This is a genomic window from Thermanaerothrix daxensis (assembly GCF_001306145.1).
Taxonomy (GTDB): Bacteria; Chloroflexota; Anaerolineae; order Anaerolineales; family Anaerolineaceae; genus Thermanaerothrix; species Thermanaerothrix daxensis.
In genome coordinates this window covers 177,967-193,348 of sequence record NZ_LGKO01000004.1, presented here as the reverse complement: position 1 = coordinate 193,348, position 15,382 = coordinate 177,967, and the positions used below count along the sequence as shown (strand labels likewise).

At 54.0% G+C, this 15,382-nt stretch carries 16 protein-coding genes; 12 read left to right on the top strand and 4 right to left on the bottom strand.

What is annotated here, in order from left to right; genetic code table 11:
- Positions 1-38: 38 nt before the first annotated feature.
- Positions 39-1,241: a Gfo/Idh/MocA family protein gene (locus SE15_RS07985; protein WP_054521596.1), complete on the bottom strand. Its 1,203-nt coding sequence runs from the start codon at positions 1,239-1,241 to the stop codon at positions 39-41.
- 227 nt (positions 1,242-1,468) lie between these two features.
- On the opposite strand from SE15_RS07985, the gene SE15_RS07980 reads away from it, so the two are divergent.
- Positions 1,469-2,128 (top strand): thermonuclease family protein, encoded by a 660-nt coding sequence (locus SE15_RS07980; protein ID WP_054521595.1) that lies wholly within the window; start codon positions 1,469-1,471, stop codon positions 2,126-2,128.
- 5 nt (positions 2,129-2,133) lie between these two features.
- Here SE15_RS07980 and SE15_RS07975 read toward each other — a convergent pair whose 3' ends face one another.
- On the bottom strand, positions 2,134-2,760 hold the full coding sequence (locus SE15_RS07975; RefSeq protein WP_054521594.1) for a TetR/AcrR family transcriptional regulator: 627 nt from the start codon (positions 2,758-2,760) through the stop codon (positions 2,134-2,136).
- Between the two features lie 78 nt (positions 2,761-2,838).
- On the opposite strand from SE15_RS07975, the gene SE15_RS07970 reads away from it, so the two are divergent.
- Complete coding sequence (locus tag SE15_RS07970; RefSeq protein ID WP_054521593.1) at positions 2,839-3,879, top strand: SDR family oxidoreductase; 1,041 nt, start codon at positions 2,839-2,841, stop codon at positions 3,877-3,879.
- 87 nt (positions 3,880-3,966) lie between these two features.
- Positions 3,967-4,446, top strand: coding sequence for an Lrp/AsnC family transcriptional regulator (locus SE15_RS07965; RefSeq protein WP_054521592.1), 480 nt, complete (start codon positions 3,967-3,969; stop codon positions 4,444-4,446).
- Positions 4,447-4,460: 14 nt separating this feature from the next.
- Here the strand turns inward: SE15_RS07965 and SE15_RS07960 are convergent, their stop codons facing one another.
- Positions 4,461-5,741 (bottom strand): lamin tail domain-containing protein, encoded by a 1,281-nt coding sequence (locus tag SE15_RS07960; RefSeq protein ID WP_054521591.1) that lies wholly within the window; start codon positions 5,739-5,741, stop codon positions 4,461-4,463.
- Positions 5,742-5,965: 224 nt separating this feature from the next.
- On the opposite strand from SE15_RS07960, the gene ptcA reads away from it, so the two are divergent.
- The 5 genes from ptcA (at position 5,966) to SE15_RS07935 (ending at position 10,466) form a co-directional block, all read left to right on the top strand.
- Entirely contained in the window at positions 5,966-6,985 is a 1,020-nt protein-coding gene (gene ptcA, locus SE15_RS07955; RefSeq protein ID WP_054521590.1) for a putrescine carbamoyltransferase, read from the top strand.
- Positions 6,986-7,035: 50 nt separating this feature from the next.
- A complete protein-coding gene (locus SE15_RS07950; protein WP_083461806.1) occupies positions 7,036-8,457 on the top strand; it encodes an APC family permease in 1,422 nt (473 codons plus the stop codon).
- Between the two features lie 24 nt (positions 8,458-8,481).
- Complete coding sequence (aguA, locus tag SE15_RS07945) at positions 8,482-9,582, top strand: agmatine deiminase (protein ID WP_054521589.1); 1,101 nt, start codon at positions 8,482-8,484, stop codon at positions 9,580-9,582.
- A 142-nt stretch (positions 9,583-9,724) separates the two neighbouring features.
- Positions 9,725-10,123: a hypothetical protein gene (locus SE15_RS07940; protein WP_054521588.1), complete on the top strand. Its 399-nt coding sequence runs from the start codon at positions 9,725-9,727 to the stop codon at positions 10,121-10,123.
- A gap of 7 nt (positions 10,124-10,130) precedes the next feature.
- Positions 10,131-10,466: an ABC transporter permease subunit gene (locus SE15_RS07935; protein WP_054521587.1), complete on the top strand. Its 336-nt coding sequence runs from the start codon at positions 10,131-10,133 to the stop codon at positions 10,464-10,466.
- Here the strand turns inward: SE15_RS07935 and SE15_RS07930 are convergent.
- Positions 10,463-11,341: a YwiC-like family protein gene (locus tag SE15_RS07930; protein WP_054521586.1), complete on the bottom strand. Its 879-nt coding sequence runs from the start codon at positions 11,339-11,341 to the stop codon at positions 10,463-10,465. The genes SE15_RS07935 and SE15_RS07930 overlap by 4 nt on opposite strands.
- 240 nt (positions 11,342-11,581) lie before the next feature.
- Between SE15_RS07930 and SE15_RS07925 the strand changes: the two genes are divergently transcribed.
- The 4 genes from SE15_RS07925 to SE15_RS07910 all read left to right on the top strand — a co-directional run bounded on the left by SE15_RS07925 (position 11,582) and on the right by SE15_RS07910 (position 15,370).
- Positions 11,582-11,851 (top strand): HPr family phosphocarrier protein, encoded by a 270-nt coding sequence (locus SE15_RS07925; protein WP_054521585.1) that lies wholly within the window; start codon positions 11,582-11,584, stop codon positions 11,849-11,851.
- Entirely contained in the window at positions 11,848-13,572 is a 1,725-nt protein-coding gene (ptsP, locus tag SE15_RS07920; RefSeq protein ID WP_054521584.1) for a phosphoenolpyruvate--protein phosphotransferase, read from the top strand. The genes SE15_RS07925 and ptsP overlap by 4 nt, the downstream gene beginning before the upstream one ends.
- Positions 13,573-13,730: 158 nt before the next feature.
- Positions 13,731-14,141, top strand: a complete 411-nt coding sequence (locus SE15_RS07915) for an SCP2 sterol-binding domain-containing protein (RefSeq protein WP_054521583.1) — start codon at positions 13,731-13,733, stop codon at positions 14,139-14,141.
- A 59-nt stretch (positions 14,142-14,200) separates the two neighbouring features.
- Positions 14,201-15,370 carry an iron-containing alcohol dehydrogenase gene (locus SE15_RS07910; RefSeq protein ID WP_054521582.1) on the top strand — a complete coding sequence of 390 codons (1,170 nt, stop codon included), beginning with the start codon at positions 14,201-14,203 and terminating at the stop codon, positions 15,368-15,370.
- Positions 15,371-15,382 lie beyond the last annotated feature (12 nt).

The window sequence follows — 15,382 nt, the reverse complement described above, 5'->3', positions numbered from 1 at the left end:
CAGGAACCTGGGAGGGATTCCTGCCGGCTCATGACTTTCTAATGAGTGGGAGGAACTATCTTTTGGGAAATTTCGCCGCTGTGTTTGTGACGGAGAATGTACTTGAGGCTGCCATCGGGCATGGTCTCGGTCTTTATGATCCAATGATCGGCGTCATACTCGGCCAGTGCCTGTTGTGCTTCGCCGCTAACACCACCGCGCCATTCCTTCAATTCGACTGGTTCCCAACGTTTGCTGTTGACCGAGCGATAGCAGGCATCCATGATGGCGTTGACCACATAACCGTCATAAAAGGTCTCCATGGGGGCGCGGCCTTGGTCCAGGGCGTTTAACTGGTCCAGGAACATGTGGACGTATCCCAATGCGCCGATTTCATCGCCCACCGGGAAGAGCCAGCCAGTGGTGCCTTCGGCCTTTTCGGCAACGTACCCCTGGGGACCCACCGCGGTGAACATTTCGAACCCGGTGCGCAACCAGTGATTTAACCAGATGGTGCCCTGGGTACCAGCGATCTCATCACGCAGGTCCATGCCACCGCGGAAGTTCCAGGCCACTTCAAACTGCCCAATGGCACCGTTTTCGTAGCGCACCAGTCCAATGGCATGGTCTTCTGCTTCAATGGGGTGAACCTGGGTATCTGCCCAACACATGGCTTCAACCGGGCGGATGTCCTTGCCTATGAAGTTGCGTCCGATTTCGATGCAATGGCACCCCATGTCAATTAGCGCCCCCCCGCCTGAAAACTCCTTTTTCCAGAACCAATCGCTATGAGGGCCGCCATGCGTTTCGCGTGAACGCGCCCAGAGTACCTTGCCCAACGCGCCCTGGCGGACGGCTTCCAGGGCTTTGAGTGTCTTAGGGGTATAAACCAGGTCTTCCAGGTAACCATGAAAGACACCGGCTTTTTCAACCATTTCTAGCATGTCCCAGGCTTCCTCAGCGGTGCGGGCAAGAGGTTTGGTACACAAGATGGCTTTCCCTGCTTCAGCGGCCAATAGGGCGGCTTCCTTATGCAGATGATTGGGTAAGCCGATCACAACCACATCGGTTTCGGGGTCGCGGATGGCTTCGGCCAGGTCGGTGGTCCATCGGGGGATGTTCCATTTTTCAGCAAATTTGCGCGCGTTTTCGGCAGTGCGCGAATACACCATTTTTATTTCATCGCGGTTGCGCAGTCCGATGAGACTTGCAGCATAGAACTGGCCGATCAAACCGGTTCCGAGCAGAGTGATTTTATGCATATGGCGCTCCTTAGGTGGAAGATAGAAATTGGACGAAAGGGGGTGGATTAGGAATGAAAACTATATAACGTTATGCTGACCGAATGTTCGAACATTAATGGCTATTTAGATTATAGAGAAGCAGGTGCACAGTGTCAATCACCCCATGAGGGGGATTTTACAAGTTCCGGGTAAAATACGCTCGGTTATATTCTGCAAAGATCTTATTCGGATTTTCAGGAATGTTTATGTCACGCCTTCCTTCATCTCATAGCGCACGACATTATTCGCTCTCACCCAGCACGTTGCTGCTGACGGTTGTGGTGGTAGTTGTGTTGGTCTTGATTAAAATGCGCGTGCCCGAGAGCGAGCAAGCCTCCATCTCTTCAACGGAAGTACCCGTAATCTGGAGAGCAGAGACAACTGTGACTGTTACTGCCCAACCAGCGCCCCCTCTTTTCACGAACGCGGCTGCTCTGGCTTGTTTACCGTCCCAGACACGTCGTGAGCAAGCGAAGGTGGTAGAAATTACGGATGGGGATACAATCGTGGTGGAATTGGGTGGCCGGCGATATAAGGTGCGCTATATTGGTATTGACACCCCGGAGAGCACAACGCGGGTTGAGTATTGGGGCCTCGAAGCCACAGAACGAAATCGTACTCTGGTGGCAGGCCAGAAAGTCACCTTGATCAAGGATGTGAGTGAGACCGACCGTTACAACCGCCTTTTGCGCTACGTACTGGTCGGAGATGTATTTGTCAATTATGAACTGGTGCGGGGCGGTTATGCAAATGCCTTGCGCTACCCGCCAGATGTGGCATGTGCTGAGGTGTTTCGCGAGGCGGAACAGCAGGCACGGGAGGAGGGGCTGGGATTGTGGGCACCTACGCCCATCCCAACCCCCTGAGTTCACTATCTTGGAGTTGGGTCTGATGGTGTGGAAGGGAAGGTCTGCATAAGGCTGAGCATCCAGCGAAAAGCGGCAGGCGCAGCCTCTTCCCAGGCGACACTCTCGGAATCCATCAGCCCTTGGAGCAACAATCCTAATGCCAGTGATACTGTCACTAACGCCATGAGTGCGGGGTCGGAATCGCGCAGGGATCCTTCGGTCATGCCCTGACGATAGAGGTCGGTGAAATAAGTGCGGTAGCGTCGGTAGGGCTCAATTGTGGCTTGCCAAACGGCAGGATCGCGAGCCGCTTGTAGCCAGAATTCAAGAAACATGGGCAAGTAGTCACGTCCCTGGGTGAGCCCCAGGCGCAACATGTCGGCCATGGCGTAGAGACTCTGCGCCACAGTGCTCCCGCGCGCACGCTCGGCTTGCAAATAACGATCCAGTTGTGTCAGCCATTCTTCCAGAAGAGCCAGGAAGAGGGCCTGCTTGGTGGGGAAGTGATAGAAAAATGCGCCTTTGGTAACACCTGCCCGCTGACAGATCTCGGCCACACCAGTGGCTTGATAACCCTGGCTGGCAAAAGCCTCACGGGCTGCTTCTAAAATGCGGCGGCGCGTTTCTTCGGCTCGTTCGTGTTTCGGCATGACGTTTCTCCTTGACAACAGATTATAACCGGATAAAATTATACCAACCAGTCGGTATTTATGAAAGTGGAGGCAGGGATGACTATTCTTGTAACGGGTGCAACCGGGCACCTGGGAAATGTTTTGGTGCGTAATTTAGTGGCTCGGGGGGAGCGGGTGCGGGCGTTGGTTTTACGCGGTGAGAGTCTGATGCCCTTGGAAGGATTGCCGGTTGAGATTGTGCCAGGTGATGTCCTGGATGAGGATATCTTACGTTTCGCGATGCAAGGGGTTGACCGCGTGTTTCATCTGGCAAGCCTGATTGCCATTCGCCCTGGAATGGATGAACGGGTTTGGCGGGTCAACGTGGAAGGAACGCGTAACGTGATTCGGGCGGCTTTTGCCACGGGGGTCAGGCGTCTGATCTACACCAGTTCTATTCATGCCTTGAAACGCCCCCGCGATATGCAGGTGATTGATGAACAGGTGCCGTTTGACCCAGAAAACCCTGCGGGTGTGTATGATCGTTCAAAAGCGACGGCGTCCTTGCTGGTTCGGGCAGCGGTCCAGGAGGGACTGGATGCCGTGATCGTTTGCCCGACTGGCATTGTGGGGCCTTATGACTTTCTTGGGTCGGAGATGGGAAATCTCATCCGACAAGCAATGTCGCAACGGGTTCTTTTGGCGGTTGAAGGGGGCTTTGACTTTGTGGATGTGCGGGATGTGACCAGAGGCCTCATCCTGGCAAGTGAACACGGACAACCGGGCAGCACCTATTTGCTTTCGGGTGAATGGGTGGAGATGAAAGCCATGCTACGAGAGGTGGGACGGCTGAGCGGTCATCCCGTTCGTGTGATGGTACTTCCGCGTGGGCTTGCCATGCGTCTGGCCTCCCTGAACGTTACTTTGGGACGGTGGTTTCGCTTGCGGCCGCGTTTAACCCCCTACGCTATTGAAACGGTGAGCGACCCATTACGAGTGTCTTCGGCCCTGGCGCGGCAGGCGCTGGGATACTGCCCCCGCCCGTTTGAAGAAACCTTGCGTGATACTGTGGCCTGGTGGCGCTTATGGCGAAGGCGCCGTCCCCAAATGTCATTCTTACTGGGGCGGGGTTTACTGGAAGCCCCCCAGTTTCAATAATAAGGGGTGGTCACCTCTTGCATTTCCGAAACGGTAATGCTATAGTATCCGAGCCGTTTGGATTCCTGCAAGAGGTGGATTCATCTGATGCGTCGTCATTCGTTTGATCTCGTGGATTACCAAATTTTGCGGGAACTGCAGGCGGATGCCCGCAAACCTGCAGCAGAGATTGCCCGTAAATTCAACCTGAACGAGCGCACTGTGCGCAATCGTATTGAGCGCATGGTAGAAGCAGGGGCTATTCGATTGACCTGCATTGTGGACCCGGCTTTCTTCGGCTACGTAATCACTGCGGATATCTTCCTTGAGGTAGAACTTGAGCACGAGCAGGCAGTCATTACGGCCCTGCTGGCTATGCCTGAGGTCTCGTATCTGGCCTTTGGTCAGGGTACTCAGGATCTTTCGATTGAGGTGCGCTTCAAGAACAACGAGCAGTTGCGTGAATTTCTGCGCAGTGTTCTGCCTTCCATCCCCGGGGTGCATGTCAAGGGATATGCGCTGGTGCCGCGCATTCTACGCAACATTGACGAATGGATGCCGCCTGTGGAAGAATTCGCCGAAGAATAAGCAGTAATGCTTGCTCAAGGGGTGGCGCCCAGATAACAGTAGGTGGAGCGAAGGCCTCCCATGTTGTCTTTGAGGTAGGCGCAATCCCCATCATTGTTCCAAACTGCCTGGTTGCGTTCCCAGTAGAGATTCTGAGCGTCGTTGGTGCCGGCTTTGGTCCAGATCAGAACCCACTGACCGCTTTCCAGGGTGAACGGCGGAAAGGTGTAGTTATTGTTGGCTTTGTCAGATAGAGACCAACCCGTCAGGGTTTGAGAAGCGCCACCCTGGTTTTCTATTTTCACGTATTCTCCCTGAACGTCGTCGCCAGCCGGGTCGTATTCAATATAAGTGATCTTAACGTTGGGTGTGGGGGTAGCAGTTGGCAGGGGGTTGGGAGACGAACCATCGCGCATGAGCAAGGGGAGAAAGACCTGAAAGGGGGCTTGCGCTATCCAGAACGTGCTTCCATCGCTCAGGAGAACAATCGTGCCTGATTGATCGGTGCGCAGGACCTGAGCCCCACTATCACTCAGCCGTTGTAGGGTTTCTGGGGCGGGGTGCCCGTAGGAGTTGGAACCCACCGAGATCACGGCTACCTGGGGTTGGACGGTAGCTAGAAAGGTCGCGCTGCTGCTGTACTTGCTACCATGATGGGCTACCTTGAGCACCTGGGCCTGTAGCGGTAGACCAGCGCTCATTATGCGATTTTCAGCCGTGGCGCTAATATCACCGGTTAATAGAAACCGCACCTGATCATGCTCGATGCGCAGGACTACCGAATCGTCGTTGTCATTACCCGAAAGGAGGACCTGGGGGTTGAGGACGTGGATTTTCAACAACCCCATTTCTAGGCTCTGGCCTGCCGTCAGTGGGGTGGGGGTGAGGCCACGCTTAACCATTTCGGCTGTTAGTGTTTGGCAGGTGTCGGTTGAGCAGGTTTGTCCGCTATCGGCAACAGCCTGGATGGGAATACTGGAACGCAATACATGGATCAGCCCGGCCACATGGTCGGCGTCCCCGTGAGTGAGAACCAGCAGGTCAATATCATCAATGGCCTGGCTTTGCAGGTAAGCCACCACCGTTGGCCCCGCCGACAAAGGTCCGCCGTCTACAAGCACATCTCGGTTTTCCTGGTCGTGAATCCAAATGCTGTCGCCTTGACTTACGTCGATGAACACCACGCGAACCTGGGATGCCGATTGGGCTGCAGCCGGTATTAGAAAAGCACCTATGGCGATGACCAGAAGGAGAGTAATAACTAACGTTCGCTTTTTCCAACTGACCCGGATATAAGATGGTTGGTGGGCTTTCATGGGTTGTGTTTCCTTCTTGCGGGTGATTCATACTCTAACAGATTGATGAGAAGCCTGCAAGTGATGAATTCGTTCTCTTTTGCGACTCAAGGTGTGTTTTGTCACCTTGGATTGGGATGTTGTTCTTAAGTCTTCCGAAAATGCTTGAAATTGATGGTTAATATCGCTATCATATATACGTAATCGGAATATATAACTTCCGAAACGGAATAAAGGAGCGAGATATGACTTTACGACATTTCATTGACACACAGGATTTTACCAAACAAGAACTTCTGGATTTGATCGCCCTGACCCGATTGATCAAAGAGGCGGACAAGCAAGGTTGTACACCCAAATTGCTTCAAGATGCCAGCCTGGCAATGATTTTTGAGGAACCCTCTACCCGTACGCGTGTTTCGTTCGAGGTAGCCATGACGGAGTTGGGGGGACATGCGTTGTATCTGAAGCCGGGCGAGATCCATCTGGGTGTGCGTGAATCCCTGGCTGACACAGCGCGGGTGCTCTCGCGCATGGTGGATGTGATCATGGCGCGCACGCTGAAGCACGAGACAATCCTGGGGCTGGCCCAGGCGGCTACTGTGCCGGTCATCAACGGGCTAACCGATTATAACCACCCCACGCAGGTGGTCTGTGATGTGTTGACCATGATGGAGCACATGCCAGAGGGGAAACGCTTGGAGGATTTACGGGTCACCTTTATCGGAGATGCTACTAACGTTCTCTCGTCGCTAATGTTAATCTGCACACGCCTGGGAATGCACTTCACACACGCCGCTCCCAAGCGTTACCAGCCTCCCGAGACCTGGGTGAAGATGGCGTTAGAAAATTGCAAGATTTCCGGCGGGACCCTGCGCATCACTGAGGACCCGATAGAGGCGGTGCGAGATGCTGATTTCATTTACACCGATTTGTGGTGGTGGGTCGGTCAGGAGGCTGAAATTCCCGAACGCAGTAAAGCCTTCATGCCTCGTTACCAGGTCAATATGGACCTGTTTAAGCACGCGCCGGCACACTGCAAATTCATGCACTGCTTGCCAGCCTCACGTGGGGTCGAGGTTACCGATGAGGTAATGGACTCTGAGCGATCTATTATTTTTGACCAGGCAGAGAACCGATTGCATACTGAGAAGGGAATTTTAGTATGGCTGGTCTATCCCCGGCTGAAGCGCCCAAGCACCGAACTTGAAGCCCACTACCGCGGGCGCATTCAGGCCTTTTTGGCGGAGCGGATGGGCATATAAGCCCATCCCTCCACTAGCCAGGGACTTGATTCTTATATTGGGAGGGAAAGATGACGACGGGAAATGAGGTAACAAAAGGGGGAAGTTTCAAAAAAACTCTGCGGCGGCTGGATATGATTTTATTCACCGTAGCGGCTATTTTGGTTGTGGATACCCTGGCGCCGGCTGCGGCCATTGGGCCTTCGGCTGTCTCATGGTGGATCATCACCCTGGTGCTTTTCTTTATTCCCTACGGACTGATCACAGCCGAGTTGGGTTCCACATACCCTGAGCAGGGGGGCATTTATGCCTGGGTGCGGCGGGCTTTTGGGGAAACCTGGGCGGCACGAGTCACCTGGCTCTACTGGGTTAATGTCGCACTCTGGATGCCATCGGTGTACATTTTGTTTGCCGGGATATTCTCGCAATTGTTTGTTCCCGAGCTTCCGTTATGGGGACAAATTGGGATCGGGATTTTGATGACCTGGATTACCGTTTGGATTGGAATTATTGCGCTGGATGTGGGGAAGTGGGTGCCAAACGTGGGGGCAATCTTAAAAGTGGCGATCATCATGATCATTGGTATGGGGGCGTTTTACTACGCCTTGAATCATGGCGTTGCCAACGATCTCTCTTTTCGCGCCCTATTGCCCACCTGGGATGCCGGTTTGGCCTTTTTGCCAGTCATTGTGTTCAACTTTATGGGGTTTGAATTAATGTCCAGCGCGGGCGAGGAGATGACCGATCCGCAGCGGGACGTGCCCATTGCGGTCATAACAGCCGGGGTGCTAATTGCCTTCTTTTACCTGCTTGGCACCGTGGGAATGCTCATGGCACTACCCCTGGACCAGTTGGGTTTGGTCTCGGGCATCATTGATACCTTACGCGTATTGTTCGGGAATAGTCCGTTGGGCCAGGGGATTGTAACAATCCTGGGAATTGGGGCGTTATATACTTTCCTGACCAATATGGTGGTCTGGACCATGGGGGCAAACCGAAGCGCCGCCGAGGCTGCCAATGAGGGCGTGCTACCAGAAGTCTTCGGTCGTCTGCATCCGGTTAACCAAACTCCCTTGGGGGCTTATCTCATTACCGGGCTTATCTCGACGGGGGTCATCATCCTTTACGGCTTTCTCGCATCCACAGCGGAGGATCTGTTCTGGAGCCTTTTTGCCTTTAGTTCAATCGTCTTTCTAATGCCCTATCTGGTCATGTTCCCGACTTTCTTGAAGTTGCGCCTTACGGACACTTCCCGCCCACGGCCCTATCAGGTACCGGGCGGAACCCCGATGGCATGGATCTTGACCGTTCTATGTGAGATCTTCATTGGTCAAGCCATTCTCTTCTTTGTCTGGGTGCCGGGACAACCGGTGGACTGGGATTTTGCACTCCCTGTAATCGTTGGCGTGGTGGTGACTCTGGTCATTGGAGAGATTCTGGTGGCTCAACGTCGCCGGATATTACAATCTGAGCGTGCCCGTGAAACGATTTAGGATAAATATTAGGAGGATTCGCCCATGTCACGACGATTGAACTCCACACCAAGACAGGATGGTTTTCGAATGCCGGGTGAATTTGAGCCGCATGCGGGCTGTTGGATGCTCTGGCCAGAACGGCCGGATAACTGGCGCCTAGGCGCCAAGCCCGCCCAGCGTGCCTTTGTGGAGGTAGCAAAGGCCATTTCCCAGTTTGAGCCGGTAACTATGGGAGTTTCAGCCGGGCAGTTTCTCAACGCTCGCTCGCTGTTGCCCCCAGAGGTACGTGTAGTTGAGATGTCTTACAATGACTCATGGATGCGCGACTGTGGCCCGACATTTGTAACGAATGGTAAGGAGATTCGGGCCATTGATTGGGAATTCAACGCCTGGGGCGGACTGCAAGGCGGTTTGTACTTTCCTTGGGATCAGGATAACCTGGTGGCCCGCAAGGTGGCTGAAATTGAACGCGTGGATGTTTACAAAGCCCCGCTGGTGTTAGAGGGGGGATCCATTCATGTGGATGGTGAGGGGACGTTGATTACCACTGAGGAGTGTCTGCTCAATCCCAACCGCAACCCTGAACTCACGCGGGAGCAAATCGAGGCGTTCCTTCAGGAATATCTCAACGTAGAGACGATTATCTGGCTTCCTCGCGGGGTATACAACGATGAAACTAGCGGCCATGTGGATAACTTGTGCTGTTTTATCCGCCCTGGCGTGGTGGCCTTGACCTGGACAGAAGATAAGAGCGATCCGCAGTATGAGATTTCGGCAGAGGCCTATGAAATTTTATGTCAGGCTAAGGACGCACGCGGACGGCGGCTTGAGGTGCATAAGATCCATCAACCCAACCCGGTTTACATCACCAAGGAGGAAAGCGAGTGGGTGGATGCGATTGAGGGCACCCTTCCGCGCCGCGAAGGTGATCGGTTGGCTGCCTCTTACATCAACTTTTATATGGCCAATGGAGGGGCAGTTGTACCTGTTTTCAACGATCCCCATGATAAACAGGCCTTGGCAGCCCTGCAGGAACTGATGCCGGAGCGTAAGGTGGTGGGGGTATATGCGCGGGAGATCTTGTTGGGTGGGGGCAACATCCACTGCATTACTCAGCAGCAACCCCGACCGCTGGTACCCTAAGAGTCCGAGACCTAAACAGGAATGAGAATCCCTTGCCCTGGCGTGGCAACCCTGCGCCGGGGCATTTTACTTCCAGGATCAGCAGGAAGCGCAAGGTGCGTGGTAGAATGGCAAAAATTGGGTGTGCAGGCGGGAGGTTGGTGTGCGTTCTAATTTGTGGCGGTTCTATCTTCTGATGGGGGTCGGGGGGCTCCTGGGAGAAGGGTTGCTGATGGTGCTTGGAATTCTCCTGGGGAGCATCATTGGGCGCGGACGAGGCGGGGGCGGTCTCGCGGACCTGGGCCTGGCGATCCTGGGGGCGCTGGTGGGGATTGCACTAGGCGCAGGGTTGGGGGTCTATTTGACCCGTTGGCGGCTAGGATTGCCCGCCAGTCCCTGGCGAGCCTGGGCAGGGAGCGGGTTGGCCATAGTAGGGCTCATGGCGTTAGCGGAGCCCTTGCGTTTGAACCAGATGGCAGTTGTATTGTGGGCTTTGCTTATTGGCTTGCCTCCGGTGTTTGCTGTTTTGCTAAGCGGGTGGGTTGTAAACCGGACAAGATGATTGATCTGTGGTTCCCCGCGAACTCGAAGAAGCAGCCGAGGTGGATGGCGCCGGTAAGATTCAGATTTTCTTCCGAGTAGTTACTCCCATATCTCTCCCGGCGTATGCCTCGGTGGCGATCATAATTTTCACCCAGGTATGGAATGAATTCTTGCTGGCATTAACGCTTTCTACTCCGTTGGCAACCACCATCCGGGTTAAACTCGCCGAAGTCAAAGGGAGCTTTATTGCTTTATATAACCCGCAAGATGGCGGCTGCGTTAATTTTTGTGCCGATTCCCTTGACTTTCTTCTTGCTCCTAAGGCGCTATTTTATCCGCGGCATTCTGGCTGGAGCCCTTAAGGGCTGAAAGAGGGTGGGGTAAGGCGCCACAATACGATGAAAAGTAGGGTGAAAAGGGCGCTTATACCTAGCTGGCGCAGTCCAATTTGGGTGGGCTTGTGCCCCAGTGCCGGTTTCCATGCCCCTAGTAGGGTTTCTGCGGTTTGTAAGGCATAAGGCAGGGGGAGGGCCTGGGGCAAAGTGTGTTGAGCAGCGAGCCAACCGACCAGTCCCAAGGCCACAAAGTTACTGATCAAAGCCGGGAGGGCGGTTTTCAATTGGATCACAAGAGGAGGTACAGAAACCCAACGGCGTTGCTCCAGGCGCATAAAGGCGTGCGAGATTGAACCGAGGGCGTGCAAACAGCATAATCCCCATAACCACCAACCGCTCGGTGAGTAGCCTCCCTGGGCGGTCCAGTGGGCGGCAGGGGCTCCTAGTGCTAGCACTGAGGCTGTGGCAATATCCAGGATAGGGCGATGGCGCTCAGCGCGTTGGCTAACAAGGTAGAGGTAGGTTCCCAAAAGGGGAAAAGCAGGTAGGACAAGCCAGAGCAGGAAAGTGTGATTCCTGATAATCAGCACCCCTAAGCCAAGCAGGGCAAGCAATCCATAAACAGTCAACCAGAAAAACGCACCCGGAAGATCTGCACGAGGACGACGGCCGCTATAAACCTTGACCACAAGGGTCAGAGGGTGACGGGCCAGAAAAGCAGCTAATGCAGTCAGGAGCAGGATGAGGGAGGTGGAATTTAGAACCTGGCTTGCTGTTGCCAGGCCAATCGTAAGTGGGCTCAAAAGAAAGACCCAAGCGCCGTGTTCCTGAGGAAGAGCCAGGTCGCGGCGGAGGAAGGAGGAGATCGCTGGCCGATTTCTGGATAGAGTGCCTGAGTCCATCGTGCCTCCTAATCATGACGATAGAGATGATTTTATTCGAGAATTATGTGATAATCATGCCATGATTTTTCCTGGGGGTGGTTGCGCCAGCGCAAAAAGGTTTGAGTATGCAGAATTTTTCACAAAGTTGTCCATTCCATGCAGAGGAAAATTCGGTAAAATTAGGAGCATGCTGGGGTGGGGAGGGTTCCCCCTGACCTGGGGTAAAGAAACAGATATCCACTGAGGTGAGGCACGCCCATGGTTGAAGCAAAAGTGTTGATCAAAAATAAAGTTGGTCTGCATGCTCGTCCGGCTTCCTTGTTTGTTCAGACGGCTAACAAGTTTAAGAGCGCGATCACAGCCATTCACGGTGAACGCAAGGCAAATGCCAAAAGCATTCTTAGTGTCTTGACGCTAGGGGCCGATCAAGGAGCGGAATTGGTCCTTCAGGCTGAAGGCGAAGATGCGGAAGAGGCCGTGCAGGCGCTGATCAGTCTAATTGAGTCAAATTTTGGGGAGGCCGAATGAAAACCATTCAGGGGATTGGCGCCTCGCCGGGAATTGCCATTGGGCCCGCCTATCGCTTCCAGCGGATGGACCTGCATGTGGAGGCACGCACCGTGCACGATGTGGACGCCGAATTTGCTCGGTTCTTCCAGGCCCTTGAAATGGCAGAGGGGCAGTTGCGGTTGGTGCATGAAAAGGCACGCCGGGAGGCCGGCGCAGATCAGGCGGCTATTTTTGAAGCCCAGTTGGAAATGTTGCGTGATCCGGAACTCCTGGGAGAGACCCAGGCAGCCATTCGCGATCAGCGTTTGAATGCTGAGGCTGCCTGGTGGAGCACGGTTGAGCGATTTGCATCCATTCTGGAAGAAATGGAAAGTGAGTATTTTCGCGCCCGCGCAGCCGATATTCGTGATGTGGGACGGCGGGTTTTGCGCATTCTGAAAGGTATTACTGAGGAGCCCGTGCAATTGACCCAGTCAGTGGTGGTGTTGGCCCAGGATCTAAGTCCCTCGGATACGGTAAGCCTGGATAAATCCATGGTGCTGGGATTCTGTACTGCTGGGGGTGGTGAGACCTCGCACACAGCCATTCTTGCCCGCAGTTTGGGTCTGCCGGCGGTGGTAGCGGCGGGGCCCGAAGTGCTTGAAATTCCGAGTGGCACACAGGTGATTGTGGATGGGGTGCAAGGGCTGTTGATCGTTGAACCTGATGAGCCGACTCAAATCACCTTCATACAGCGCCGGGAAGCCTTGGCCCGTTTGCGGCAGGAAGCCTTTGCGCATTGTAAAGAACCGGCAGTGACATTAGATGGGCATCGGGTGGAGGTCGTTGCCAATATTGGGAATGTGGAAGGGGCACGTATTGCTCTGGAGCATGGCGCAGAAGGGGTGGGATTGCTTCGAACTGAGTTTCTATATTTAGAACGCTCCACTCTCCCGGATGAAGAAGAACAGTATCAGGCCTACCGCGCCATTTTAGAGGCGTTTGGCCAACAACCAGTTGTGTTGCGGACGCTCGATATCGGTGGCGATAAAGAGCTGGCTTACATGGAACTCCCCAAGGAGGAAAATCCCTTCTTGGGAGTACGCGGAATCCGCCTGTGTTTGGCGCATCCGGAACTCTTTCGTCCCCAGATCCGGGCAGCATTGCGTGCGGGTGTGGGATATAATCTGAAGCTCATGTTCCCAATGATTGCGACACTGGATGAGGTTCGGGCAGCCAAGCGCATTGTGGAGGAATGCCGGGAGGAGTTACACCGCGATGGTAAGCCCGTGGCTGAAAGCATTGAAATTGGAATCATGGTGGAGGTGCCTTCCGCGGCGGTGATGGCCGAGCACTTTGCTCGTGAGGTGGATTTCTTTTCCATCGGTACCAATGATCTGACCCAGTACACGTTGGCAGCGGATCGTGCCAATGCGCAACTGGCAGATCTGATCAGCGCCTTTTCACCTGCCGTCTTAATTCTGATTGGGCAGGTTATTCAGGCGGCCCATCGTCACGGGAAGTGGGTGGGGTTATGTGGCGAATTAGCGGGTGAACCCCTGGGGATTCCGATTCTTCTGGGCCTGGGATTGGATGAGTTCAGCATGAACCCCAGTGCTATCCCGTTAGCCAAGCAAATCATCCGCTCGCTAAGCCTGCCTCAATGCCAGGAACTGGCCCGGGAGGTTTTAAAATTGGAGAGCGCTCAGGCAGTCAAAGAACGGGTGCGAGAGCGCTTGCCGTTCCTTGTCCTTTCTTGAGAATGTACCCAACACCCGGCTCACCGCCGGGTGTTTCTTTTAGGGAAGATTTAAGCACTCATCGAAAAAACTCTCTAAAAGGTGAGGCGTTTGGGTTTGCGGAGGGGAGAGGAATTATATAATAGTTTACAAACCCATTTCACGCCCAGGAGGCTGTCATGAGTATTCCGTTTCCCAGTGATGCCTGGATTAAGGCCATGATGGAGGATCTGAACCAAAGCCAGGCTTATGAAGAGGCAGCAAAGAATTGGGAAGGGGATTTTTATTTTGTCATTGAACCCGGTGGCAGTCTGGATCACACGGTGATACTGTATATGGACCTGTGGCATGGCAAGTGTCGTGAAGCCTATGAGGTTAAAGACCCGGAGGCTCGCCAACCGGCTTTTTGGTTAAGTGGGCCCGTGCAGACTTGGAAGAAAGTGATGACACGTCAATTAGATCCCATTCAGGCGATGATGACTGGGCAACTACGCTTGCGAGGGAACATGGCTATGGTGATGAAGAACGTCCGTGCCGCCAAGGAACTGGTCGAGTCGTGCACGCGCATTCCCACCATTTTTCCGGTGTAACCCCTCAAAGACGCTAATCACTTGAGAAACCCCAAAACTGTCGTTTCAGGGAGGCTTGCATGTGGTATTTCTCTTCTCCGCTCATTGTATATGGTGAGGATGCGCTCTCTCACTTGACTACATTAGAGGGACATCGTGCGGCCTTGATTACCGATGATACGTTGGTTCGGTTAGGGTTTGCCGCACGTGTGATTCAAAACCTTCAGCAGGCGGGCTTGCAGGTGGTTTGTTATGATCACGTCGAGCCAGAGCCAAGTCTGGAGCAAGTCCAAGCCGGGGCACGATTCCTCCTAGAACATCAACCGGATTGGATTGTGGCTTTGGGAGGTGGGTCTGTCATTGATGCTGCCAAAGCCATGTGGATCCTCTATGCTCGGCCGGATCTGGAACCCGAAGCCATTAACCCAATTGAGCGCTTCAACCTGCGGGAGAGGGCACGTTTTGTGGCCATACCCACAACCAGTGGTACTGGCTCTGAGGTGACTTGGGCCATTGTGTTAACCAATCGGGCAGAACGGCGTAAATTGGGACTGGGAAGTCGCGAGGCCATTGCGGATATTGCGATTGTGGACCCAGCACTGGTGCTGGATTTGCCCCCCCGTCTCACGGCCGATACGGGTTTGGATGCGTTGACTCATGCAATTGAGGGTTTTACCAGCACCTATCACAATGATTTTACGGATGGATTGTGTTTGAAAGCAGCGAAATTGGTCTTTGAATACCTTCCTCGCGCTTACCGCTATGGGCGGGAGGATGCCGAAGCGCGTGCTCATATGCATTTTGCGGCTACCATTGCCGGACTGGGGTTTGGTAACGCAATGGCAGCCCTGGCGCATGGCATGGGGCATGCACTAGGCGCCATTTTCCACATTCCTCACGGGCGGGCTGTTGCTCTGGCATTGCCATACACAATCGCTTATTGTGCTAGCGGTGAGCCGGGCTCTACTCGTTATGCGGAGCTGGCTGCTTACCTTGGGTTGCCGGCGGGGAACGAGCAAACCGCTGCTCAATCCTTGTTAAGGGCAGTCTGGGATCTGATGAAACAGGTGGATCAGCCGGTGACCCTGGCCGAGGCAGGCATCTCGCGTGACGATCTGGCACGTGAAATGGAATGGCTGGTTGCTCATGCCATGAACGATACTCAAACCATTATGAGCCCGCGCATTCCGGATGAATCTGAAATGCAAACTATCTTCTGGCAAATCTATTCGGGTGAGATAGATCTTTGATCGGGGAGATTG